General features: G+C 46.6%; 21 protein-coding genes. 7 read left to right on the top strand and 14 right to left on the bottom strand.

All coding sequences use genetic code 11. The features are described from left to right. Positions 1-41 precede the first annotated feature (41 nt). Together C2758_RS01230 and C2758_RS01225 are read left to right on the top strand one after the other, a co-directional pair. Positions 42-1,532, top strand: a complete 1,491-nt coding sequence (locus C2758_RS01230; protein WP_215328761.1) for a deoxyribodipyrimidine photo-lyase — start codon at positions 42-44, stop codon at positions 1,530-1,532. Between the two features lie 40 nt (positions 1,533-1,572). Beyond that, positions 1,573-2,412, top strand: coding sequence for a symmetrical bis(5'-nucleosyl)-tetraphosphatase (locus C2758_RS01225; RefSeq protein ID WP_215328753.1), 840 nt, complete (start codon positions 1,573-1,575; stop codon positions 2,410-2,412). A 16-nt stretch (positions 2,413-2,428) separates the two neighbouring features. On the opposite strand, the gene hemL is transcribed toward C2758_RS01225, so the two are convergent. From hemL to C2758_RS01175, 10 genes are all read right to left on the bottom strand, one after another. Continuing rightward, a complete protein-coding gene (hemL, locus tag C2758_RS01220) occupies positions 2,429-3,721 on the bottom strand; it encodes a glutamate-1-semialdehyde 2,1-aminomutase (RefSeq protein WP_215328751.1) in 1,293 nt (430 codons plus the stop codon). Positions 3,722-3,777: 56 nt separating this feature from the next. Beyond that, the gene (locus C2758_RS01215; protein WP_011902084.1) at positions 3,778-3,948 is read right to left on the bottom strand and encodes a rubredoxin; all 171 of its coding nucleotides are present in this window, start codon (positions 3,946-3,948) and stop codon (positions 3,778-3,780) included. A gap of 23 nt (positions 3,949-3,971) precedes the next feature. Next, positions 3,972-5,438 carry a class I SAM-dependent RNA methyltransferase gene (locus C2758_RS01210; protein ID WP_215328749.1) on the bottom strand — a complete coding sequence of 489 codons (1,467 nt, stop codon included), beginning with the start codon at positions 5,436-5,438 and terminating at the stop codon, positions 3,972-3,974. A gap of 35 nt (positions 5,439-5,473) precedes the next feature. Next, positions 5,474-5,899 (bottom strand): CopD family protein, encoded by a 426-nt coding sequence (locus tag C2758_RS01205; protein ID WP_215305778.1) that lies wholly within the window; start codon positions 5,897-5,899, stop codon positions 5,474-5,476. A gap of 45 nt (positions 5,900-5,944) precedes the next feature. Beyond that, complete coding sequence (locus C2758_RS01200) at positions 5,945-7,231, bottom strand: glutamate-5-semialdehyde dehydrogenase (protein ID WP_215328747.1); 1,287 nt, start codon at positions 7,229-7,231, stop codon at positions 5,945-5,947. Between the two features lie 62 nt (positions 7,232-7,293). Then, positions 7,294-8,355, bottom strand: a complete 1,062-nt coding sequence (holA, locus tag C2758_RS01195; RefSeq protein ID WP_215328745.1) for a DNA polymerase III subunit delta — start codon at positions 8,353-8,355, stop codon at positions 7,294-7,296. A 19-nt stretch (positions 8,356-8,374) separates the two neighbouring features. Then, the gene (gene lptE, locus C2758_RS01190) at positions 8,375-8,902 is read right to left on the bottom strand and encodes an LPS assembly lipoprotein LptE (RefSeq protein WP_215328744.1); all 528 of its coding nucleotides are present in this window, start codon (positions 8,900-8,902) and stop codon (positions 8,375-8,377) included. Positions 8,903-8,938: 36 nt separating this feature from the next. After that, positions 8,939-11,611: a leucine--tRNA ligase gene (leuS, locus tag C2758_RS01185; RefSeq protein WP_215328742.1), complete on the bottom strand. Its 2,673-nt coding sequence runs from the start codon at positions 11,609-11,611 to the stop codon at positions 8,939-8,941. Between the two features lie 40 nt (positions 11,612-11,651). Beyond that, the gene (gene dapB / locus C2758_RS01180) at positions 11,652-12,452 is read right to left on the bottom strand and encodes a 4-hydroxy-tetrahydrodipicolinate reductase (RefSeq protein WP_215330002.1); all 801 of its coding nucleotides are present in this window, start codon (positions 12,450-12,452) and stop codon (positions 11,652-11,654) included. Positions 12,453-12,521: 69 nt separating this feature from the next. Then, positions 12,522-13,241 (bottom strand): outer membrane protein assembly factor BamE, encoded by a 720-nt coding sequence (locus tag C2758_RS01175; RefSeq protein ID WP_215328740.1) that lies wholly within the window; start codon positions 13,239-13,241, stop codon positions 12,522-12,524. A 43-nt stretch (positions 13,242-13,284) separates the two neighbouring features. Here C2758_RS01175 and fur point away from each other — a divergent pair, with 43 nt between their 5' ends. Further along, positions 13,285-13,743, top strand: a complete 459-nt coding sequence (fur, locus tag C2758_RS01170; protein WP_215330000.1) for a ferric iron uptake transcriptional regulator — start codon at positions 13,285-13,287, stop codon at positions 13,741-13,743. A gap of 106 nt (positions 13,744-13,849) precedes the next feature. On the opposite strand, the gene gap is transcribed toward fur, so the two are convergent. Beyond that, positions 13,850-14,878, bottom strand: coding sequence for a type I glyceraldehyde-3-phosphate dehydrogenase (gene gap, locus C2758_RS01165; RefSeq protein ID WP_215328738.1), 1,029 nt, complete (start codon positions 14,876-14,878; stop codon positions 13,850-13,852). A 56-nt stretch (positions 14,879-14,934) separates the two neighbouring features. Beyond that, complete coding sequence (gene tkt, locus C2758_RS01160) at positions 14,935-16,929, bottom strand: transketolase (RefSeq protein ID WP_251369219.1); 1,995 nt, start codon at positions 16,927-16,929, stop codon at positions 14,935-14,937. Between the two features lie 43 nt (positions 16,930-16,972). On the opposite strand from tkt, the gene C2758_RS01155 reads away from it, so the two are divergent. Next, positions 16,973-17,734 carry a 16S rRNA (uracil(1498)-N(3))-methyltransferase gene (locus tag C2758_RS01155; protein ID WP_215328728.1) on the top strand — a complete coding sequence of 254 codons (762 nt, stop codon included), beginning with the start codon at positions 16,973-16,975 and terminating at the stop codon, positions 17,732-17,734. 59 nt (positions 17,735-17,793) lie between these two features. On the opposite strand, the gene C2758_RS01150 is transcribed toward C2758_RS01155, so the two are convergent. Beyond that, entirely contained in the window at positions 17,794-18,414 is a 621-nt protein-coding gene (locus C2758_RS01150; protein WP_215328718.1) for a barstar family protein, read from the bottom strand. A 138-nt stretch (positions 18,415-18,552) separates the two neighbouring features. Then, the gene (locus C2758_RS01145) at positions 18,553-20,880 is read right to left on the bottom strand and encodes an NADP-dependent malic enzyme (protein ID WP_215328717.1); all 2,328 of its coding nucleotides are present in this window, start codon (positions 20,878-20,880) and stop codon (positions 18,553-18,555) included. 83 nt (positions 20,881-20,963) lie between these two features. Here C2758_RS01145 and thiL point away from each other — a divergent pair, with 83 nt between their 5' ends. The 3 genes from thiL to C2758_RS01130 are packed head-to-tail and all read left to right on the top strand — an operon-like array spanning position 20,964 to position 23,085. Then, entirely contained in the window at positions 20,964-21,986 is a 1,023-nt protein-coding gene (gene thiL, locus C2758_RS01140; RefSeq protein ID WP_215328716.1) for a thiamine-phosphate kinase, read from the top strand. Continuing rightward, the gene (locus tag C2758_RS01135; protein ID WP_215328702.1) at positions 21,983-22,564 is read left to right on the top strand and encodes a phosphatidylglycerophosphatase A; all 582 of its coding nucleotides are present in this window, start codon (positions 21,983-21,985) and stop codon (positions 22,562-22,564) included. Before thiL ends, C2758_RS01135 begins: the two co-directional genes overlap by 4 nt. Beyond that, complete coding sequence (locus tag C2758_RS01130; RefSeq protein ID WP_215328700.1) at positions 22,561-23,085, top strand: CinA family protein; 525 nt, start codon at positions 22,561-22,563, stop codon at positions 23,083-23,085. The genes C2758_RS01135 and C2758_RS01130 overlap by 4 nt, the downstream gene beginning before the upstream one ends. The last annotated feature ends 17 nt before the right edge of the window (positions 23,086-23,102 follow it).

Here is a 23,102-nt window from a genome sequence, read left to right as displayed (position 1 = left end):
CAATCAAGCACTTTTCTTGAATAAGCCATAAGATGTTGCCTATGCAAAAAGCTCTCGTCTGGCTCCGTCGCGACCTGCGTCTTTACGACAACGCAGCACTTCACCACGCCCTGAAAAATAATGCCCAAGTTTGGCTAGCGTTCATCTTCGATACCAGTATTTTGGATCTGCTGAAAACGGAAGATCTAGATGCAAGCGGTCTCAAACAGGATCGGCGTGTAGACTTTATATGGCAGGGCCTGCAACAAATAGATGCACAATTGCGCAAACAAGGTGGCGGACTAATTGTTCAGTTTGGCAAACCCACTACGTGCATTCCAAAGATTGCGCATACTTTGGGTGTCAATACCGTTTACACCAATCATGACTATGAACCATCAGCAATTGCCCGCGATGACTCTGTAAAACAGTCGCTAGAAAAATTGGGTATTGAATTTGAGTCTTTTAAAGACCAAGTGATTTTTGAGAAGAAAGAAATTCTGACTAACTCAAATACAGTGTTCTCAATCTTTACACCCTATAAGAACAATTGGCTTAAGACACTACAAGAAAAAGATATCGCAGCATATGACTGCATGCCTAAAAAAGGGCAATTTGCAGCCATCCCAAATACTTTGGAATCCCCTATTCCATCTCTAGAATCTATGGGCTTTAGCCCAACCGGGATTGAAACTTATCTCCCGCCAGGATCTGAGGGTGGCCAGAGTTTCTTGGAAGACTTCCTCCATCGCATCGATCAGTATCAAATCGGTCGAGATTTCCCTGCCATTAAAGGTGTGAGCTATCTGTCGACATACTTACGCTTTGGCATGCTCTCGATTCGAGGCTTGGTACGCGATGCCCATCGCCGCATGCTCGCTGGCAGTATGGGTGCAACGATCTGGTTAAGTGAATTAATCTGGCGTGATTTTTATTTCATGATTCTGGCGAACCATCCACGTCTTGCTGAAGGTGCAGCCTTCAAACCAGACTATGACAATATCGAGTGGGAAAGTGGTGCCACTGCCAAGAAACTATTTAAAGCCTGGTGCGATGGCAAAACAGGCTACCCGCTAGTTGATGCAGCTATGTGCCAACTTAACCAAAGTGGATATATGCATAATCGCCTACGCATGGTGGTTGCCAGCTTCCTTACTAAGGATTTAGGAATTGATTGGCGCTGGGGTGAAATGTATTTTGCAAAACACCTCAATGATTTTGAGTTGTCTTCTAATAATGGTGGCTGGCAATGGGCTTCTTCTTCAGGATGCGATGCACAACCCTACTTCAGAATCTTTAACCCTATTACCCAATCTCAGAAGTTTGATCCTGAAGGCAAATTTATTCGTCGCTACCTGCCTCAGCTAGACAAGCTTTCCAAGAAATCCATTCATGCACCTTGGGAATCTGGTCATATTGAACTAGAAGCAGCCGGCGTTCTTCTAGGGCGTGACTACCCACTTCCGGTTGTAAATCATGATGAGGCACGCAAAAAGACCTTGGTACGCTATAGCGTGGTTAAAAAAGTTAGTCCAGAATCTACAGCCGACTAACTTACTCGCGACTTTGATGCTTTCCGCTTTAAGATAGGGCATGAGTAAGATCTATGCCATCGGCGATATTCAGGGCTGCGCGCCCTCCTTGAAGGCGCTCGTCAAGAAGCTCCCCAAGCAGTCTAAGATGATTTTCTTGGGCGATCTTGTTAATCGAGGGCCGGATTCCTTAGGCACATTGCGTCACCTCAAACAACTCCAAGAAGATCAACGGATAGAGTGCATTCTTGGCAATCATGATCTCCACTTACTTGCGATAGATGCAGGCATCCGCAAAACCAAGGGGCTAGATACCGTTCAACCCATCCTAGATGCACCCGATAGAGCAGAATTAATTCATTGGTTACGCCATCGGCCAATGGCCCTGAGTAATGGCAAGGTCTTAACGGTACATGCAGGTGTCCTGCCTCAATGGGATTTACAGCAAACGATTGAATGTGCACAAGAAGTAGAGAAAGCGCTGCGCAAAAAATCCTATAAAGATTTTTTAGCTAGCATGTACGGCAATACCCCAAACAAATGGAGTAACTCTCTCAAGGGCTATGAGCGATTGCGTGTCATCACCAACGCACTAACCCGTGTTCGTTTTTGCACTCCAACAGGCATGATGGAGTTTGAGAGCAAGGAAGGTTTTGAGGATGGTCCAAAGGGCTACATCCCTTGGTTTAAAGCACCCAAGAGGAAAACTCAAGATAGCCTGATTTACTTCGGGCACTGGTCCACTCTAGGACTACTCCGACATGACAATGTCATTGGCCTAGATACGGGCTGCGTCTGGGGTGGCAAGCTCACAGCCATGGAAATTCCGGAGTCAGGCAAACCGAGTAAGAAACTGGAAATCATTCAAGTAGATGGCTATGACCATCCACTCAGAATGTAATTCTGACTACAACCTCTTATAACTTCTTAAATGCAGTTTTCGCAGCAGTGATGATTTCCTCTAAAACTGCATTGTCATGAGCAATAGAAGTAAATCCAGCCTCATAAGCAGATGGAGCTAAGTACACTCCTTGATCTAACATCAAGTGGAAGAATTTCTTAAACGCTTCGATATCTGTTTTAGTAACAGCTTCAAAAGAAGTGGGGATTTCATTGGTAAAGTAAAAGCCGAACATGCCGCCAACGCTATCGACAGCAAACGGCACACCCGCTTCATCCGCAGCCAACTTTAAACCGGTCATCAGTTTTTCAGTTTGCCCAGTCAGGCAATCGAAGAAACCTTCTCGAGAAATAATTTCCAACGTCTTTAATCCCGCTGCTACGGCAACAGGATTACCAGACAAGGTACCCGCCTGGTAAACATTACCCAAGGGGGCAAGTTTGGACATGATTTCTTTTTTACCGCCAAAAGCAGCCATCGGCATACCGCCGCCCATCACCTTACCAAGACAAGTAAGATCAGGAGTAATCCCTTGTAAAGATTGCGCACCACCCAAAGCAACCCTAAAGCCGGTCATGACTTCGTCGTAAATGAGCACGCTGCCATGCTGGCTCGTCAACTGACGCAGTGTCGAGAGAAATTCTTTTGAAGGTTTAATGAGATTCATATTGCCAGAAAATGGCTCAATAATCACCGCGGCAACTTGATCACCCTGCTTATCAAATACCTCCTGTAGCGCCGCAACATCGTTATATGGCAGCACCAAGGTATGTTTAACTAAATCCTGTGGCACGCCGCCAGAGGAAGGTGCGTTTTGAGTTGAATCTGCAAAGGTCAAGAGGCCAGAGCCCGCCTTTACCAAAAGACTATCAGCATGACCGTGATAGCAACCTTCAAATTTAATAATAAGATCGCGCCCCGTATGGCCACGTGCAAGACGTAATGCACTCATAGTGGCTTCGGTTCCACTCGAGACCATTCGTACTTGCTCAATACTTGGCACCAATTGGCAGATGCGTTCTGCTAATTCAATTTCGCCTTCGGTAGGGGCGCCGTAGCTAAAGCTAGTTTCTGCAGCCCGCTTTACTGCTTCCACCACTTCTGGATTTGCATGGCCCGCAATCATAGGACCCCAAGACATAATTAAATCAATATAGCGCGTACCTTCAGCATCCCAGAAATAAGGGCCTTTTGCTTTGGCAACAAAACGCGGCGTTCCGCCTACCTGACGAAAAGCGCGTACTGGAGAATTCACACCCCCAGGAATTGTTTTTTGTGCGCGCTCAAATAAGATGTCATTTTTTCCCAAGATACTTTTCCCGATTTAGCTAATGAATTTAAATATGATCTAAGTAAATTGATCGATTAGATCGCCATCATTTCAAAGTCTTCTTTGCGTGCACCGCACTCAGGACAGGTCCAGTTCATGGGTACATCTTTCCAAAGCGTGCCCGGTGCAATACCCTCTTCAGGCAAACCTGCAGCTTCGTCGTAGACCCAGCCACAAATTAAACACATATAAGTTTTAAATTCCATTGCCGTCTTCCTTTGCTATCTTTTTATTTTAAATCGGATGCAGCATCACGTTTTTGATGCATTTCGAACTTAAACAATCTACATTCCAGAGGGCCATTAAATAACGGGGTGCGCTTAGACTCCTTGATACGCAACTGCCCTGGTAATGCCATATCTGCTGTTAATACAAAGACATTCCAGCCACCAAAAGCATCCTTCAGATGCTGACCAAACTGCCCTAAGAACTCTACAAATTTTGGATCCTGCTCTTCTTGAGCTTGTAACTTTTTGAGAGATTCACGGCTAGAGCGTTTAGCGCTCTGACGGCCTGTTTCCAGATTAAAGGCGTAGCGATCTTCTGGCTCCTCAGCCTGTTCATACGAGTCTCGCTCCGCATCACCATCCGCAGCGCGATCCTGGCCTCGTCCACCCTTGATCACTAGGCGCTCACCATAAGGCGGGTTCAATAGCATGACACCATCTTGAGTATTTGCTGGAGGCTTGCTTGTTAAAGCATCAACTTGACGCGTTACTGGTAAGCCCGGCAACTGAGCCCGCTGCCAATTACCCTTAAACATAGCTACCAAGCGCTCATTAATATCACCACCACTAATACCCAAAGACTCTGAATCTGGAAACTGCTTACGCTTCTCCATCATTTCAGCATGTGCAGCGTCTTTTAGAGTGGTCCAACGCTTTTGTTCAGCAGCTTCATTAAATGGCTTGAGTCGCACAAACCCAAATCCATGAGCGGACGTCACTAGAGGACGGTAAGCCAAGCGACTCGGCTTAGCATCGTCTCCGTACATCCCTGCCCGAATGGCGCCCGGTGGAATAGCCAAAGCCATTTGAGCGGCCTCAATCAAAAAGGTCCCACTACCGCACATCGGATCAAATAAAGTTTGCGATGGTTTCCAGCCGGTAATTGACAAGATACCGGCCGCAAGATTTTCTTTTAAGGGCGCGTCACCCTTTTCATCTCTCCAGCCGCGTTTAAATAAGGCCTCACCTGAAGTATCCAAATAGATCGTGGCATGAGTTGCCGTGAGGTGGGCCTGTACCCGCACATCTGGAAATGCCGTATCAATACTTGGACGATCACCAGTGACATCACGGAGACGATCAACAATTGCATCCTTAATCTTCAAGGTTGCAAAATTTAAGCTCTTAAGTGGAGAGCGATGCGCGGTGACATCAACACGTAGAGTTTGTTTGGAAGAAAACCACTCTTCCCAAGCTAAACCACTAGCCAGCTTATATAAATCTTCTTCCTGGCGATATGGCGATTCCGCCATCTGGAGCAACACTCGACTCGCAATCCGAGAATGCAGATTCAAAGCCATGGCAGCTGATATCGGCGCTGCCAAACCCACTCCCCCCGTAGGACTCGTAGGCGTTGGATCAATCACCCAAGCACCCAAGGCCTTACAGTCAGGGCGCTGCGCAATACTTGCTAGCTCTTGTGCAAGAGGTACTTCAAGTCCGCCTGGACAAACAACAAAAAATCTCATGAGGCTAGCAATCTAAAAGGGGTGAAATAAAAAAATTAAGGCTTAATGACTACCAAGGCCGTCACAATCAACAGAAGGAGGACTGGCGCTTCGTTGAACCAACGATACCAAACTCCTGAATGGGTATTGACACCATTACGGAACTTTTTGAGCAAACCCCAACAGGCATGGTGATAACCGATCACCAGAAGTACAAAGAACATCTTGGCATGCATCCATACCTCACCAGAACCTATTTTGAAATGCAACCACAAAGCAAGACCTAGCAGTACGGCAGGTACCGCCAATATGGTCATAAATCGAAATAAGCGATTCGCCATACCAAGAAGGCGCGCATGAACCTCAGGATTTTTTTCATCAGCCAAGTTCACAAAGATACGTGGCAGATAAAACAAGCCAGCGAACCAAGAGGCAATCAAAACAATATGAAGCGTCTTAGTCCATAAATATGCATTACCCATGATCAATTATTTCCGTTCTATTATGAGACTAGGTTAAGTACGCATTTAAGTACGGATTTCGCCATGACCCATGACGATATATTTGAGAGAAGTAAGGCCATCCAAGCCAACAGGGCCGCGAGCATGCAACTTGTCATTCGAGATACCAATCTCAGCACCTAGACCATATTCAAAGCCATCAGCAAAACGGGTGCTAGCATTGACCATCACGCTGGCACTATCGACTTCACGCAAAAAGCGATTGGCTTGCGCTTGATTGTTAGTAATGATGGCATCAGTATGCTTACTTCCATATTGATCAATATGGCTCATGGCCTCATCCATATCCGCAACAGTCTTAATCGACAAAATCGGTGCCAAATATTCTGTTTGCCAATCTTCTTCAGTAGCATTGACTAAATCTTTAAAACCCGCGGCCTCAAGGGTGTTTCGGGTTTGGTCATCAACGCGCAACTCCACACCCTTATCTTGATAGATTTTGCAAAGGGCTGGTAGCACTTGTGGGGCAATGGTTTTGTTGACCAAGAGTGTTTCCATCGCATTGCAAGGCGCATAGCGCTGAGTCTTGGCGTTATCACAAACCCGGATTGCCATTGCGATGTCGGCATCTGCATCAATATAGGTATGGCAGATGCCATCTAAATGCTTAATCATGGGGACGCGCGCTTCCGCCATCAAGCGGGCAATCAGACTCTTACCGCCTCTAGGTACGATCACATCAATGTACTCCGTCATAGTGATCATTTCACCAACAGCGGTGCGATCTGTGGTGCTCACAACCTGCACCGAATCCATGGGTAAATTGGCGGCATCTAAACCTTCTTGAATCAATTGCGCTAACAAAGTATTTGAATCAATCGCCTCTGAGCCACCACGCAAAATGACGGCATTGCCTGATTTGAGACATAGCGCCGCAGCATCAATGGTCACATTGGGGCGAGATTCATAAATGATACCAATTACACCGAGTGGCACACGCATCTGACCGAGCTCAATACCGGAAGCCTGCTTTTGCAATGGCGTTATTTTGCCAATCGGATCTTCCAAAGAAACAATTTGCTCCAAACCTAATGCCATAGATTCAATGGTCTTTGGGGTCATCGTCAGGCGATCGATAAATGCCACATCCTGGCCATTGGTTTTTGCACGAACAACATCTAGCGCATTTACCCGGATAATTTCCGCAGAGCGCTCACGTACCAACTTTGCGATATGCAATAGCGCCTGATTTTTCTGTTCACTAGATGCTCGCGCCATTGCGCGTGATGCCTGACGAGCACGTCGGCCAATATCTAGCATCATGTGCTGGATAGTATTTGTTGAGTGACTCATATCTTTGCTGTGTCTAAATTAATATTGTTTTATCTAAGTTTGCTGCTTCACCCGAGATTCATCTAGCGTAATAAATTACCTACCAAGCGCAAGCCATCCCAAGGATCTGCTGGTAGTTCCGCCGCATACAATCCTTTGGCCTGACGATCCAAACCTGCAGCCACCTGCATTGCCCTGCGCAACCTCAAAGGCTGAACTCGCTTTAGGGCCACAGGATATAAACGCTCTTTATTGCCCCAGATCCGGTTAGTGCGCATTAAGTTCTGTACAGACTCCCCAGCATCGCTTGCTGCTTTCAGTTTTGATAGTATCCGAAGCTCTTCAGTTACGCTCCACAGAATCAGAACCAGGGGCTCACCCTCACCTTTAAGGCCATCTAACATACGATTGAGGCGAGGTAGATCGCCAGCTAACATAGCTTCAGTCAACTCAAAGACGTTATACCGTGCCACCTTCAAAATAGCCGACCGAATTTGTTCCTCAGTAAGAACGCCAGCGGGATGCAACAAACCCAACTTCTGAATTTCTTGATGGGCAGCGATCAGGTTGCCCTCCACCTGCTCTGCAATAAAGGCTAAGGCGCGTTGGCCGTCTGAGCCTGACTGCACTTCTTGGCCCTGTTTCTTTAGGCGCCCCGCAATCCATTGCGGCAATTGCGCACGATCTAAGGAGTCCAATTGAATGGCCATACCCGCCTCATCTAGGGCGCTAAACCAAGCAGAGGTTTTGGTCTTACCATCCAATCTAGGCAAGATGATGCAAAAAATCGTATCAGGGCCTTCAGAGCCTACCGATTGAGACTCAATTTGGGCAGAAAATTGCTTCAGCGCATCAGCACCATCACGTCCAGGTTTGCCTGTCGGTATACGTAACTCAACCCAGCGCTTATCTCCAAATAAAGACATGGTCTGACCAGCACTTAACAAAGCACTCCAATCAAACCCGCGCTCTTGTAATAAGACTTCACGATCGGTGTAACCCATTTTTTTGGCAGTGGCACGCAATTGGTCCATCGCCTCCATCATCAAAAGAGGTTCATCACCACTAAATATGTAAAGGGGCTTTAATGAAGTAGCTGAATTGAGCGACTTCAAATGTACCTGTAGGGCATCACTCTTAACCATGCGATTTGATCGTCATTCTTTAGAATCTTCGAGCCTGTGGTGCTCGAGCAGATGCAGAAACACGACGCAGAATTTGTACCGCAAGATCTCTGCGCATCAAAGATAGAAATTGCTGCATTTGGACGTCGGTCGCCAAAACGGTAGACACCGAGAAATCCATATCGCGAGTCATATAAATCTCCGCCTCAGACACAACATCGGCTCCAGCATCGTCATATGCCCTAAATCCAACACGGATATTTAGACGGTAGGCGGACACTTGACCATTTGAGTTGTAAGCCAAGATCTCACGACCATTAAGATCGCTGGTAATTTCTAAAATGAGATCCGCATCTTTAGGATTGATTGCCACCTTCGCATCCGTACCCGTCAAAATAGCCGCTTGCAAATCCGCACGTAAAGGTGGTGATGGGCTGCCAGTAATTGCGATTACTTTAAAGGGTAAATCGACCATGCCACGCAAACGATAGCCGCAGGCAATCAAACCACTAACTGGAGCCAAGGCCAGAAACCCAAGCATGGTACGTCGAAGGTGATTTACGCGCATGTGTTTAGTTTCTATTCAAAATAAAGCGTTAGCGATCTAGGCAACAATGTTAATCAAGCGGCCCGGAACCACAATCACCTTTTTAGGTGCTGCGCCATTTAATGCTTTTACAGCTGGCTCACTTTGTAATGCCAAAGCCTCAATTTGCTCTTTAGTTGCATCCGCAGGAACACGTATATCGCCACGTAACTTACCATTAATTTGCAACATGATGGTCAACTCTGTTTGAATCAGCGCAGCTTCATCTACTACAGGCCATGGCGCATCCAAAAGAGTGCCAAATGATTGATCGCACCCAATCTCATTCCAGAGAGCATGGGTCAAGTGAGGTACTACTGGGTAAAGCACCCGAATCAAAATACTCAAGCACTCACGCAATACAGCAGGTCGCACTGCAGTCTTATCACCGAGCTTTACAGGCTCCAAGACATTTAACATCTTCATCGCTGCAGAAACTACTGTGTTGTATTGGCGACGCTGATAGTCAAAGTTAGCTTGCTTCAGAATGGTATGCACTTCACGACGCAATTCTTTTTCAGCATCATTTAAATCGCTTGGCAACACTGTATCGGCAGCACGGATTGCATCCGCCTGACTACTGGAATACATCCAAACACGACGTAAGAAACGTGAGGCACCTTCTACACCAGCACTAGACCACTCAAGCTGCTGCTCAGGAGGAGCAGCAAACATCACAAAGAGGCGTGCAGTGTCTGCGCCGTATTGATCAATCAAAGCTTGAGGATCAACGCCATTATTTTTACTCTTAGACATCTTCTCAACGCCACCAATAATGACTTGCGTGCCAGCGGTATCGCCTTTCAGCTTGGCGCTTTGAGGGCGACCTTTATCATCGAGCTCGAGCTCTACATCCAAAGGATTTAACCAAGTCTTTTTACCCGAAGCTTCTTCAGAGTAATAAGTCTCATTGAGCACCATCCCTTGCGTCAACAAGTTTTGGAACGGCTCATCAAATGCAATGAGATTGAGATCACGCATAACCTTTGTCCAGAAGCGCGCATAGAGTAAATGCAAAATCGCATGCTCAATACCGCCGATGTACTGATCCATCGGCATCCAGTATTCATTACGCTCATCAACCATGGTCTTTGCATCTGGACCGGTATAGCGCATGAAGTACCAAGAAGAATCTACAAAGGTATCCATGGTGTCAGTCTCGCGACGTGCAGGCTTACCGCATTTTGGACACTTCACATTCAGGAAGTCAGCACGCTTGTTGAGCGGGTTACCGCTACCATCCGGCACACAATCTTCAGGCAATACGACAGGCAAATCCTCCTCAGGAACTGGTACAGCGCCACAACCAGGGCTCTGCTCATCACCACAATGAATAATCGGAATCGGCGTTCCCCAATAACGCTGACGAGAGATACCCCAATCGCGCAAACGGTAAGTGGTTTTGATTTCTCCAATACCCATTTGCTCTAAATCTTGAGCTACTGCATCAACTGCCTCTTCATAGGATAGTCCATCGTACTTACCGCTATTAAGGCAAACAACATCATCCTTCTGGGCATACCAATCTTGCCAGTGGTTGGTGTTAAACATATCTGATGGAGTACGCAAAGTAATCACTTGCTTAATCGGTAAGTCATATTTGAGGGCAAATGCAAAGTCGCGCTCATCGTGTGCGGGCACACCCATAACAGCGCCATCGCCATATGACATCAAGACATAATTACCAACCCAAACTGGCACCGGCTCATTAGTCAGTGGATGCGTCACATACAAGCCGGTGAACATGCCTTCTTTTTCTTGAGTGGCTAGATCAGCTTCAATCACGCTACCTGTTTTACATTTCTCAATAAATGCAGCTAACTCGGGATTATTGGCAGCTGCCAATGTTGCCAATGGATGTTCAGCTGCAACAGCGCAGAAAGTAACACCCATGATGGTGTCAGCACGTGTCGTAAATACATACAACTGACCATCTTGAACAAAGTTAGCATGCGCATCGGCAATCTCATGCTTAAACGCAAACCGCACACCACGACTCTTACCAATCCAATTCTGCTGCATGGTCTTGACGCGCTCAGGCCAACCTAAATTATCTAGACCAGAAAGTAATTGCTCTGCATAGGCGGTGATATTGAAGTAATAGCCTGGGATCTCACGCTTTTCAACTAGAGCGCCAGAGCGCCAGCCGCGCCCATCAATCACTTGCTCATTTGCCAATACAGTTTGATCGATTGGATCCCAGTTAACCACTTGAGTCTTGCGATAAGCAATGCCCTTTTCAAGCATCTTTAAAAAGAGCCATTGATTCCAGCGATAGTAATCGGGGCTGCAAGTAGCCACTTCGCGTGACCAATCAATTGCTAGACCCATCGCCGCCATTTGCTTTTTCATATAAGCGATGTTGTCGTAGGTCCATTTCGCTGGCGGTACTTTATTCTGAATCGCTGCATTTTCAGCGGGCATGCCAAACGCATCCCAGCCCATCGGCATGAGAACGTTATAGCCCTGCATGCGCAACTGTCTCGCCATGACATCATTGATGGTGTAGTTGCGAACGTGACCCATATGCAACTTACCGGATGGATAAGGCAACATAGAACAGGCGTAGTATTTTGGTCTCAGCTTACCGGAAGCATCTACTGCGTTCTCGGCTACCTTATAAGCCTGCGCACTTTCCCAATCAGCTCGTGCAGCAGCTTCAATACTGCGGTGATCGTAATCCTTACTCATTCAATACAACTCTTTTCTTCTATTCTGATTTACTGAACATTCACTTACGCAGGCCAAGAACATCTTGCATGTCATAAAGACCGGAACCCTGAGCTTGCAAGAAGCGTGCAGCGCGCAAAGAACCTTGTGCATAAGACTGACGGCTAGAAGACTTATGGCTAATCTCAATGCGCTCACCCTCGCCCGCAAATAAGACAGTGTGATCACCCACAATATCTCCACCACGGATGGTGGCAAAACCAATCGAGCCAGCTTTGCGCTCACCGGTATGACCTTCGCGTGCATATACCGCAACATCACCTAATTTCTCACCAAGCGCATCAGCAATCACCTCGCCCATTCTGAGGGCGGTACCAGATGGCGCATCCACTTTATGACGGTGATGGGCTTCAACGATTTCAATGTCGTAACCTTCATTCAACATCTTGGCGGCAATCTCTAGCAACTTAAATGTCGCATTGACACCTACACTCATATTTGGAGCAAATACGATAGCTAAGTTTGCAGAAGCTTTCTTCAGACTATCAATTTGTTCTAGGCTCAGGCCAGTAGTACCGATAATCATTTTGCTGTTCGTCTTTTGCGCCACAGCCAAATGCGCCATCGTGCCTTCTGGGCGAGTGAAGTCAATGAGAAACTCAGCACTACTCAAAGCCTTCGTAATATCCGATGTAATGGCTACGCCAGTTTTTTTACCCAAGAATGCGCCCGCATCTTCACCAAGCAAAAAGCAAGACTCATGCTCCAGCGCACCAACAAGCTCAGCATCCGTGCAATTAAGCACTGCCTCGATCAACATTTTTCCCATGCGGCCAGTTGCACCAGCGATTGCGATTTTCATCATTTGTATCTTCGTTTCTTATTCAAAGTTGCCGAAAAAATTCAGTCGACATCAACACAATAGTTATCTTTATTTAACTTCATTAGCCTGCGGGACATTGAGTGCACCAGGGCCTAACTGTTGAGGCATCGGCTGAGCATCTGACGGCTTTTTTGAAAAGCTAAAAAAGTCCCAAAATGAACTGCTAGCAGGAGCTGCAGGCACTGTAGCCCCGGCGGGCAAATTATTCGTTGGACTGGGAACCAGCAACTCTGGCTGCTGCAAAGGTGGGGTTACTGGTGGCTTGTTCGATCCAGTCATGACCTCCCAGAATGAGCGTTTGGTTTTTGCATAGCCATCAATCTCGGCAACCAACTCAACATCGGTTGGCAAGGCATCGCCCTGGAATTTGACCAACTTATCGCCCTCGAAAAATACCGTTACGCGACGCTCTTTGCTCATTTTCTGATTAGCGCGTTTAAATTCAAAAACGTAGTCCCAGCGATTGGCATGGAAATAACTTGCCAGCAAAGGTGTACCTAGAATTTGACGCACTTGCTCACGACTCTGCCCCACTTGTAACTTCGCGTATTGCTCACTCGAAATAAAGTTGCCCTGCACCACATCTGGAACATACGGTCTAAAGACTTTATTCATCCAGGCGCGCTGTGTGTCATCAACTGCGCTGGTGCAGCCGGTGGCAATCATTACTGAACTCACCGCAGCAATGACTAAGCCCGTCCGAGCGAGGTCACAAACTCTAAAAATGGAGTTCAATAGACGGGTAAAAAGTTGAAGGCAATTTTGCATGGCAGGCCGTATCATTAAGACATTGATTTTAGCTCCCAAACCCATGAATATGAACCAAAACCCCACTCCAGCGGATTTACGCGACATTGGCCTTAAGGCAACCGGTCCACGCATGAAAATCTTGGACTTTTTTCATCAAAATGGTGGCACGCACTTTAGCGCTGAAGACGTCTTTATGGCCTTGGCCAAGAATGACAAAGAAATTGGTTTAGCTACGGTATATCGGGTGCTCACCCAGTTTGAACAAGCAGGCCTCTTGCTCCGCAGTCATTTTGAGTCTAGCAAAGGGGATGGCAGGGCTATTTATGAACTAAATGAGGGTCAGCACCATGACCACTTGGTCTGCCTCGATTGCGGTCATGTCGAGGAGTTTGTGGATGAGGCTATCGAAAAAAGGCAGCGAGATATTGCTAAAAACCTCGGTTTCAAGCTCCAGGAGCACTCTTTAGCCATGTACGGCCACTGCCAAAAGAAGAATTGCCGCAATAAGCCAAAGCCCTAATTTAGCAAGATAAGCGCAGTTAATGAAAAAAGACCTCAATTGAGGTCTTTTTTACAGGAATAGCACGATTTTGAGTACTTTTAAGCTTAAAAAGCTACTTAATTTCTTACTTTACAGCCATCAATGCTTCAGCTGCATTGAGCATTTGAACTGAATAACCCCACTCGTTGTCATACCAAGCTAACACTTTGACCAACTTACCATCCGCTGAAACACGAGTCTGGGAAGCATCATAAATACTGGGGCGTGGGTCGTGGTTGAAGTCGATGGATACCAAAGGCAAGGTATTGAAACCCAAAATACCCTTCAACTCACCCTCGCTTGCTGTTTTTAGGATGGAGTTCACTTCATCCACACTAGTAGCGCGGCTGGCAGCGAAGGTTAAATCCACAACAGAAACGTTGATGACGGGAACGCGCATTGCAAAACCGTCAAAGCGCCCTGCTAAAGCTGGCAATACCAAGCCAACTGCTTTTGCAGCACCAGTCTTCGTTGGAATCATGCTGGTCACCGCAGAACGTGCGCGGCGCATATCCTTGTGATACACGTCAGTTAGAACCTGATCATTGGTAAAAGCATGAATCGTGGTCATCAAACCAGATTCGATCCCAATTTTTTCTAGCAATGGCTTCACCAATGGGGCTAAACAGTTGGTTGTGCAGCTCGCATTAGAAACAACAACATCGCTTGGCTTGAGAACTTGTTGATTCACACCATAAACAATAGTGGCATCAACATCTTTTTCACCTGGGGCAGAGATCAATACCTTCTTCGCACCCTGAGAAATATGCACCATGGCTTTTTCTTTGGAAGTGAATTTACCTGAACACTCAAGCACTAAATCCACACCCAACTCACCCCAAGGCGTTTCCAAAGGATTACGAGTAGAGAACATCTTGATGCGATCGCCATTGACCACCATGCAATCGCCATCTACTTTTACTTCAGCAGGAAAACGACCATGCGCAGAATCATATTGCGTCAGGTGTGCATTGATGTCGATATCACCCATTGCGTTAATTGCGACGATTTTGATATCGCGCCTAGGCTTGCCATTGACTTGATCTTCATACAAAGCACGTAAGACCATACGACCAATACGACCATAACCGTTAATTGCGACACGAATTGTCATTCCATTTCCCTTGCTCATTTTGAATTCTTAAATAAATACTTTGTTTCTGATCTTTTCTATTTCTTTGCAATACATTGCTTCACTGTTTTAGCAATCTGATCGACCGTTAAACCAAAGTATTCGTAGAGCACAGGTGCTGGCGCAGATTCTCCGAAGGTATCAACCCCATGCACTGCTGCACAACCATACTTCCACCAGAAATCACTTACGCCTGCCTCAACAGCAATGCGCGGAATATCCGCTGGCAAAACTGTTGCTTTGTATGCAGCGTCTTGCTGGTCAAATACTGTCGTCGATGGAATCGATACCACACGAATACCAAAACCCTCACCCTCTAGACGCTCCGCTGTTTGCAACGCCAAAGCGATTTCTGAACCAGTAGCAATGATCACTGCCTTGATCTTTAATTTCTTGGGGTCACGCAAAACATAGCCACCGCGGGCAATCTCTTTTACTTGCTGACTATTGCGTGAAACAAATGGGCAGTTCTGACGACTGAAGATCAAAGCGCTTGGGCCATGCTTCCGCTCAATCGCAGCACCCCATGCAACCGCACTCTCACTAGTGTCACAAGGACGCCAAACCATTAAATTGGGAATTAGACGCAAGCTCGCTACATGCTCAACAGACTGATGGGTTGGACCATCTTCACCCAAGCCAATAGAGTCATGTGTAAAAACAAAGATACTACGTAATTTCATCAATGCAGCCATACGTAATGCATTACGACTGTAATCAGAGAAGGTTAAGAAGGTGCCGCCGAATGGAATATATCCACCGTGTAAAGCGATGCCGTTCATGATGGCACTCATACCAAATTCGCGCACACCATAGTTAATGTGGTTACCCCACTGATCACCACGTACAGGCTTGCATGAAGACCAGTTCGTTAAGTTAGATCCTGTTAGGTCGGCAGAGCCACCCATGAACTCTGGCAATTCAGGGGCCAATGCCTCGATCGCATTTTGACTGGCCTTACGAGTAGCAATTGTTTCTGCTTTGGTTTCGCAAGTTTTTAAATAAGCATCTAAAGTCTTAGAGAAGTCTTTGGATAAATCACCTTGCATACGGCGCTGTAATTCAGAAGCTAACTCTGGGTATTTATTTTTGTAGGCTTGGAATTCTTTATTCCACTCATGCTCAGCAGCTTGGCCGCGCTTCTTAAAATCCCAAGCTTCATAAATATCATTTGGAATTTCAAATGGCGCATATGGCCAGTTCAACGCAACACGGGTTGCAGCAATTTCAGCTGCGCCCAATGGAGAGCCATGCACCTTATCGCTCCCCGCCATATTCGGAGAGCCCTGACCAATTGCAGTCTTGCAACAAATCAATGTTGGTTTGTCACTTTTCTTCGCTTGAGCGATTGCACTAGATACAGCTTCTGCATCATGACCATCCAAAGCGCGAAGGACGTTCCAACCGTAAGCCTCAAAACGTTTTGGCGTATCTTCGTTAAACCAAGAAACCACTTTGCCATCAATCGAGATGCCGTTGTCATCCCATAGTGCAATGAGTTTATTAAGTTTGAGTGTGCCAGCCAATGAACACACTTCATGACTGATGCCTTCCATCAAACATCCATCGCCTAAAAAAACATAGGTGTAGTGATCAACAATATCGTGGCCTGGGCGATTAAATTCCGCAGCTAATAATTTTTCTGCCAGCGCCATGCCAACCGCGTTTGAAATCCCCTGACCTAAAGGACCGGTAGTGGTTTCTACTCCGGGAGTAATTCCATACTCAGGATGTCCAGCAGTTTTACTATGCAACTGACGGAAGTTTTTCAGTTCGCCAATGGGCAAGTCGTAGCCAGTGAGATGCAATAAGGAATACAACAACATCGAGCCATGGCCGTTAGATAAAACAAAGCGATCACGATTCATCCAATGGGGATCGGTTGGATTGTGTTGCAAATGCTCATTCCACAGACCGACTGCTATATCAGCCATACCCATTGGCATTCCAGGATGCCCCGAATTGGCTTGTTGTACTGCATCCATGGATAAAGCGCGAATGGCATTTGCCATACGAATTTGAAGGTTTGACATCGTAAATTGGGTCTCGAGAAAATTAATTAGCTATATTGCAGTAATGCCTCAATTTTATCTTCCCGGCCCATGGGAAAACCAAAAGCCAAATACCCTCACCCCTGAACTCGCACATCACTTGCGCGTGCGCCGCATTCAAGTCGGTGAATTTTTCCCCATCTTTGATGGAAATGGCCAAGTTGCCCAAGCCAAACTGATCTCACTGAGTAACAAATCGGGGGAAGTTGAGTTGAGTGATATTTGCCAAGATACTCATCGTGAGAGCCCTTATGCCATTACCCTGGCCCAAGGTCTCGCTGGGGGAGACAAGATGGACTGGGTGGTTGAAAAGGCTATAGAGACTGGGGCTCAGCTTATTGCCCCATTACAGTGTGAGCGCTCAGTGATTAAATTAACCCGCTCTAGTGATGCTGAGCGAGCCCAAAAACGCCTTCTCCACTGGGAGGGAATTGTTCAGGCAGCCTGCGAGCAATGCGACAGAACCGTGCTAGCCACAGTTGAGCCCATACAAGATTTTGCAAGTTACATACAGAAGCCACAAAAAGCCAAACTTAAACTACTTTTAAGCCCAGATACTGATAAAAGCTTATATTCTGTTTTAGTGGATAACCCACCGCAGGATGTCATTTTGATGATTGGGCCCGAAGGTGGGCACTCCCCAGAAGAGGAAGCGCAAGCGCAAGCGGCGGGTTATCAACTAGTTTCTCTGGGTGGTCGAGTATTGCGCACTGAAACTGCTGGAATTGTGGCAATCACTGCTGTTCATAGTATTTGGGACCCAGAAATGCAAAATCGCCTCAAATAGAGGCGTTTTTTGCTGATTTACCGCTTACTGCCTTACTGCTTCATTCGTTATACGAGTGATTAAGCAAAAGAGTAGAACACGCGATACGGTGTGCGGCGCTCAGACCAAAAGTCCACAGCATCACGGAATACATCTAGCAGAGTCTCACGAGCCTCTTTGTCAAATTTCTGAGTACAAGGCAAACCTTCGAGCACCACTACAAAACCTGGCTGAGGGCCAGACTTATCAACAGTTGTCGTCAAAGAATCTAATAAAGGATCGAAATTCTTCGCTTGTTGCTTAGTAAATGTGTAAGCAATGGCAATCGCCTCCAGCACTTCACCTTTAGTCATCGCATTTGCACAGTTAGCGTAAATGAAATGCTGGCCAAGTTCAGTAGCAGCCTCCTGAAGGTCAGCAGTACGGAAAGCACGAATAGATTGCACGATATTAGGGCGCACACTGCGCAACATTGCCGGCGGTCCGGCATCGCGAACGGCCAAAGCGGCACGCCAAGAAGCTGTCACTTTTTTCCCCGAAACTTGATTTGCTGCATAGGTTTGTAGACGAGATAAACCGCCCTCAGCATAGATATTGGCAGCGGATGACTCGGTTTCGAGTCGATCGTTACTATCCCAACTTTCAGCCCGACTGTGTTCGTCAAAGCCTACTGTAGTGCCGTTTTCAGAGCGATTATTCATGATGGATGCTAGATTACCCTTAACACGCCGTCAAATCAAGCCCAATTACAGTGCATTTTATATAAACCATTGATTTATATAGAAATTATTTATGTTAGTTAATACCAACTAACATAAATAAAAGTTTATCCCTAGGTCTTAGGCCGCCCCTCTAGCGTTGCTTGCAGCTTCAACTACCGCCAAAGTGGTCAAATTGACGATACGACGCACAGTAGCTGCTGGCGTCAAAATGTGAATTGGCTTAGCAACCCCTAAAAGCAATGGTCCGATTGCGATACCGTTACCGGCAGCCGTCTTCAATAGGTTGTAAGAAATATTAGCGGCATCAATATTTGGCAAAACCAACAAATTAGCATCGCCTTTTAATGGTGAAGAGGTAACCGCGCCGGCGCGAATGGTTTCATCCAAAGCGCTATCACCGTGCATTTCACCATCCACTTCAAGACTAGGGTCTGCTTTTTGAATCAAAGCGAGTACCTCACGCATTTTGACTGCAGATGGAGCGCTACTTGAACCAAAGTTGGAATGGGACAAGAGCGCCACCTTAGGCGCTATGCCCAATTTACGCATTTCGTTTGCCGCCATCAAGGTGAGTTCAGCCAATTCTTCTGCTGTTGGATCGATATTCACATGGGTATCGACTAAGAAGACTTGGCGGCCCGGCAAAATTAATCCAGACATGGCACCATAAACATTGGCGCCCGGCTCTTGACCTACCACCTCGTCGATGTACTTCAAATGGGTTGCTAAGTTGCCAACGGTTCCACAGATCATGCCATCAGCCATCCCTTTGCTAATCATGATGGATCCGATCAAGCTATGGCGGCGACGCATTTCTAGCTTAGCAAAAGATTCGGTAACGCCTTTACGCTCAGTCAAGGCCAAATAGGTTTGCCAGAAATCACGGAAGCGTGGATCATTTTCTGGATTGACGATATCAAAGTCTTCACCCGCTTTAATACGTAATCCGAACTTGTCAATGCGGTGCTCAATTACCGCAGGACGACCGATCAGAATCGGTGTTGCTAAATGCTCATCAATAATGATTTGTACTGCACGCAATACGCGCTCATCTTCACCTTCAGCAAACACAATCCGTTTTTGAGCAGCAGGCACTCCCTTAGCAATGCTAAATAATGGCTTCATCAAAGTACCGGAGTGGTACACAAATTGTTGTAACTGATTGCGGTAAGCATCGAAGTCTTTAATTGGGCGCAGAGCGACGCCGTCCTCCATTGCCGCCTTAGCAACAGCGGGTGCGATGACGGTAATCAAACGCGGATCAAACGGCTTCGGAATTAAGTACTCCGGACCAAAAGACAAGTTCTCAATACCGTATACCGAGGTCACTATTTCGCTCTGCTCAGCACGTGCCAACTCCGCCACAGCCTTTACCGCTGCGACTTCCATGCCACGTGTAATGGTGGTAGCACCAACGTCTAAAGCACCACGGAAGATAAATGGAAAGCACAGCACGTTATTTACTTGGTTTGGGTAATCAGTACGACCCGTTGCCATCACCGCGTCAGGACGAACTTCCTTTACCTCCTCAGGCAGAATCTCAGGAGTTGGATTTGCCAAGGCATAGATCAATGGCTTATCAGCCATCTTCTTTACCATCGATTGCTTCAGAACACCGCCAGCTGAGAGTCCTAAAAAAATATCAGCTCCTTCAATCACTTGATCTAGGGTGCGTAAATCTGTCTCCTGACAGAACGGCTCCTTTTGCGGATCCATTAATTCTTGACGGCCTTTGTATGCAACACCAACTAAGTCAGTAACCCAAATATTCTTACGCGGGATACCAAGGTCAACTAATAAATCTAAACAAGCTAATGCAGCAGCGCCAGCACCAGAGGTGACTAATTTCACATTAGCAACATCCTTACCAACTACTTTTAAGCCATTCAGAATGGCAGCAGCAACCACAATCGCAGTTCCATGTTGGTCATCATGAAAAACCGGAATCTTCATACGCGCTCGCAACTTGCGCTCAACAATAAAACAATCTGGTGCTTTGATGTCTTCTAAATTGACACCACCAAAAGTGGGTTCGAGCGCCGCAATGATTTCAACTAATTTCTCTGGATCGTTTTCATTAATTTCAATATCAAAAACATCAATGCCAGCAAATTTCTTAAAGAGAACTGCTTTACCCTCCATCACTGGCTTACTAGCCAATGGTCCGATATTTCCGAGGCCCAATACTGCCGTACCGTTGGTAATCACACCAACTAAATTACCTCGAGCTGTGTATTTGAAAGCATTCGCGGGATCTTTAACAATTTCCTCGCACGGCGCAGCAACGCCAGGTGTGTAAGCTAGAGCTAAGTCACGCTGATTGGTTAACTGCTTCGTTGGGGCGATTTCAATCTTGCCTGGAGTTGGGAACTCATGATAGTGAAGAGCGGCTGCCCTTAAATCTGCTATTTGCTGTTCTTTACTGCTATTGCTTGGTTTGCTCATCAGTTCACTCATCAATCAGACGTATTCAAGCTCTAATTCTATTCCTCTCAGATGGAAGAGTCACAAGAGCCATAAAATGGGGCATGCAATCTCAAACCTCCCCACTTGGCGAATTTGATCTAATTCAGCGTTTCTTTAAAACGCAGTCGGAACTCATGCTCGCAAAGAATCCCAGCTCAGTAAAGCTGGGGATTGGTGATGATTGCGCCCTACTAAAAACCGATCCCGCCGAGGAGCTTGCCATTACCAGCGACATGCTGGTATCTGGACGACACTTTTTTCCAGACGCCAATCCAGAGTGGCTAGGCTGGAAAGCCCTAGCAGTCAACCTCTCAGACCTGGCTGCTATGGGCGCTAGGCCGATCGGTTTCACACTCGCACTGGCACTACCGGAGGCGAATTCAGTCTGGTTGGAAGCCTTTAGTAAAGGTTTATTTGCAATCGCAAATCAATTTTCTTGCCCCCTCATTGGTGGCGATACTACCGCCGGTCCACTCAATATTTGCATCACTGCTTTTGGCAGTATTCCGAAAGACAAATCTATTCGTAGGTCTGGGGCTTTAGAAGGTGATGACATTTGGGTTTCAGGAGCCGTTGGGGATGCCCGACTTGCTCTTGCTGCACTGCGTCACGAAATTGAATTAGAAAGTGGGGATTTGGAAGCGATTGCAGTACGCATGCATCAGCCCACTCCTAGAGTTCAATTGGGCATCGCTTTAAGAGGCATTGCCAATTCTGCTCTGGATATCTCCGATGGCCTGTTGGGTGATCTGAGGCATATCCTCAAGCAATCAGGCAAGGATGCAGAAATCTTTTTAGAGCGAATCCCAAAATCCACAACGCTAGGTAAACAATCATCCACTATTCAGAATCAATACGCAGCGAGTGGTGGTGATGATTACGAGCTGTGCTTTACTGCAGCTAGCGGCTCAAGAGATGCGATCACCAAAATTAGTGAGGACTTAAATCTTCCACTCACCCAAATTGGTAGTGTCAAATCCATGCAACACTCAGCACCCGAGATACGCATCATCGATAACGATGGAAAAAAATTAAATTCTCAGCAAGCAGGTTTGCTGCTGAAATCTTTTGATCACTTCGCATGAATACCCAAACCAATTCACCAGGCCCCTCCATATTGACCCCCAGCTTCAAGTGGGTGTTTGCTAAACCTAGTCGCGCCCTGGCGTTTGGACTTGGTAGTGGTTTAGCGCCATTTGCACCTGGCACTGCAGGAACACTGTGGGCTTGGGCTATTTTCTTATTGGGCGATTACTTTCTATCAACTGTAACGTGGTGGTGGATCATTGGCCTAAGCATTCTTCTGGGTTGCTGGATCTGTGGACAAGTCAGTGAAGAGTTAGGGAAAAAAGATTTTGGTGGCATTGTGCTGGATGAAGTGGTCGCCTTCTGGCTCGTATTAATATTCATCATGCCAGCAAACTTATGGATGCAGATGTTGGCATTTGCACTATTCCGATTCTTTGATGCCGTGAAACCTGGTCCGATCGGAATGATCGATCGGCACTTTAAACATTTAGAGGATAGTGATCCTTCTTCTCCATCGAGCTTTACTGTGGTGTTGTGGCGTGGTTTTGGAATCATTGCAGATGATCTTGCTGCAGCATTTTTTACGCTTCTCACAATAGCGCTTATACAAATTGGTTTGGGCTATCTCTCATGAAAAATAATAACGATCCTCAGCATGAGCTAGCGAGAGCTGTTGCCCTCACTCTAATAGGCCGAGGCTGGAGAATTGCTTTGGCCGAATCCTGCACTGGCGGCCTTGTCTGCGCGACACTGACGGACTTGGCAGGCTCAAGTAATTGGCTAGAGCGAGGCTATATCACCTATAGCAATGCCGCAAAATCTGAATGCTTGGATGTTCCAGCGGAAACCATTGAATCTTTTGGCGCAGTCAGCGAACCAGTTGCCAAAGCGATGGCCGAAGGGGCGCTATGCAATGCTAATGTCAATGCAGCGATCTCCATTACTGGCATCGCTGGTCCAACAGGTGGTTCAGTAGAAAAGCTGGTTGGCACTGTCTGCTTTGGCTGGGCAATTAAAGAAAATGTTGGGCGTGATGTTGTTAATACTATTACGCTGACCAAACACTTCAACGGTGATCGTCAGGTAGTGCGAGAACAAGCGCGTGATTTTGCTCTCTCTCACTTTCTGGAATTACTTAAACCCAAAAACGCCTAACGAGGCAGCACTACAGA

It is taken from the genome of Polynucleobacter sp. AP-Sving-400A-A2, from assembly GCF_018688155.1.
Taxonomy (GTDB): domain Bacteria; phylum Pseudomonadota; class Gammaproteobacteria; order Burkholderiales; family Burkholderiaceae; genus Polynucleobacter.
Note: the sequence above shows the minus strand (reverse complement) of the source record. Positions and strands in the feature narration are given on the sequence as shown.

Bases quoted from the DNA above. Each gene is read 5' to 3' on its own strand.
- C2758_RS01230 (WP_215328761.1), top strand. From the start codon at position 42: ATGCAAAAAGCTCTCGTCTGGCTCCGTCGCGACCTGCGTCTTTACGAC.
- C2758_RS01225 (WP_215328753.1), top strand. From the start codon at position 1,573: ATGAGTAAGATCTATGCCATCGGCGATATTCAGGGCTGCGCGCCCTCC.
- C2758_RS01215 (WP_011902084.1), bottom strand. From the start codon at position 3,948: ATGGAATTTAAAACTTATATGTGTTTAATTTGTGGCTGGGTCTACGAC.
- C2758_RS01210 (WP_215328749.1), bottom strand. From the start codon at position 5,438: ATGAGATTTTTTGTTGTTTGTCCAGGCGGACTTGAAGTACCTCTTGCA.
- C2758_RS01205 (WP_215305778.1), bottom strand. From the start codon at position 5,899: ATGGGTAATGCATATTTATGGACTAAGACGCTTCATATTGTTTTGATT.
- C2758_RS01200 (WP_215328747.1), bottom strand. From the start codon at position 7,231: ATGAGTCACTCAACAAATACTATCCAGCACATGATGCTAGATATTGGC.
- holA (WP_215328745.1), bottom strand. From the start codon at position 8,355: ATGGTTAAGAGTGATGCCCTACAGGTACATTTGAAGTCGCTCAATTCA.
- lptE (WP_215328744.1), bottom strand. From the start codon at position 8,902: ATGCGCGTAAATCACCTTCGACGTACCATGCTTGGGTTTCTGGCCTTG.
- leuS (WP_215328742.1), bottom strand. From the start codon at position 11,611: ATGAGTAAGGATTACGATCACCGCAGTATTGAAGCTGCTGCACGAGCT.
- dapB (WP_215330002.1), bottom strand. From the start codon at position 12,452: ATGAAAATCGCAATCGCTGGTGCAACTGGCCGCATGGGAAAAATGTTG.
- C2758_RS01175 (WP_215328740.1), bottom strand. From the start codon at position 13,241: ATGCAAAATTGCCTTCAACTTTTTACCCGTCTATTGAACTCCATTTTT.
- fur (WP_215330000.1), top strand. From the start codon at position 13,285: ATGAATATGAACCAAAACCCCACTCCAGCGGATTTACGCGACATTGGC.
- gap (WP_215328738.1), bottom strand. From the start codon at position 14,878: ATGACAATTCGTGTCGCAATTAACGGTTATGGTCGTATTGGTCGTATG.
- tkt (WP_251369219.1), bottom strand. From the start codon at position 16,929: ATGTCAAACCTTCAAATTCGTATGGCAAATGCCATTCGCGCTTTATCC.
- C2758_RS01155 (WP_215328728.1), top strand. From the start codon at position 16,973: ATGCCTCAATTTTATCTTCCCGGCCCATGGGAAAACCAAAAGCCAAAT.
- C2758_RS01150 (WP_215328718.1), bottom strand. From the start codon at position 18,414: ATGAATAATCGCTCTGAAAACGGCACTACAGTAGGCTTTGACGAACAC.
- C2758_RS01145 (WP_215328717.1), bottom strand. From the start codon at position 20,880: ATGAGCAAACCAAGCAATAGCAGTAAAGAACAGCAAATAGCAGATTTA.
- thiL (WP_215328716.1), top strand. From the start codon at position 20,964: ATGCAATCTCAAACCTCCCCACTTGGCGAATTTGATCTAATTCAGCGT.
- C2758_RS01135 (WP_215328702.1), top strand. From the start codon at position 21,983: ATGAATACCCAAACCAATTCACCAGGCCCCTCCATATTGACCCCCAGC.
- C2758_RS01130 (WP_215328700.1), top strand. From the start codon at position 22,561: ATGAAAAATAATAACGATCCTCAGCATGAGCTAGCGAGAGCTGTTGCC.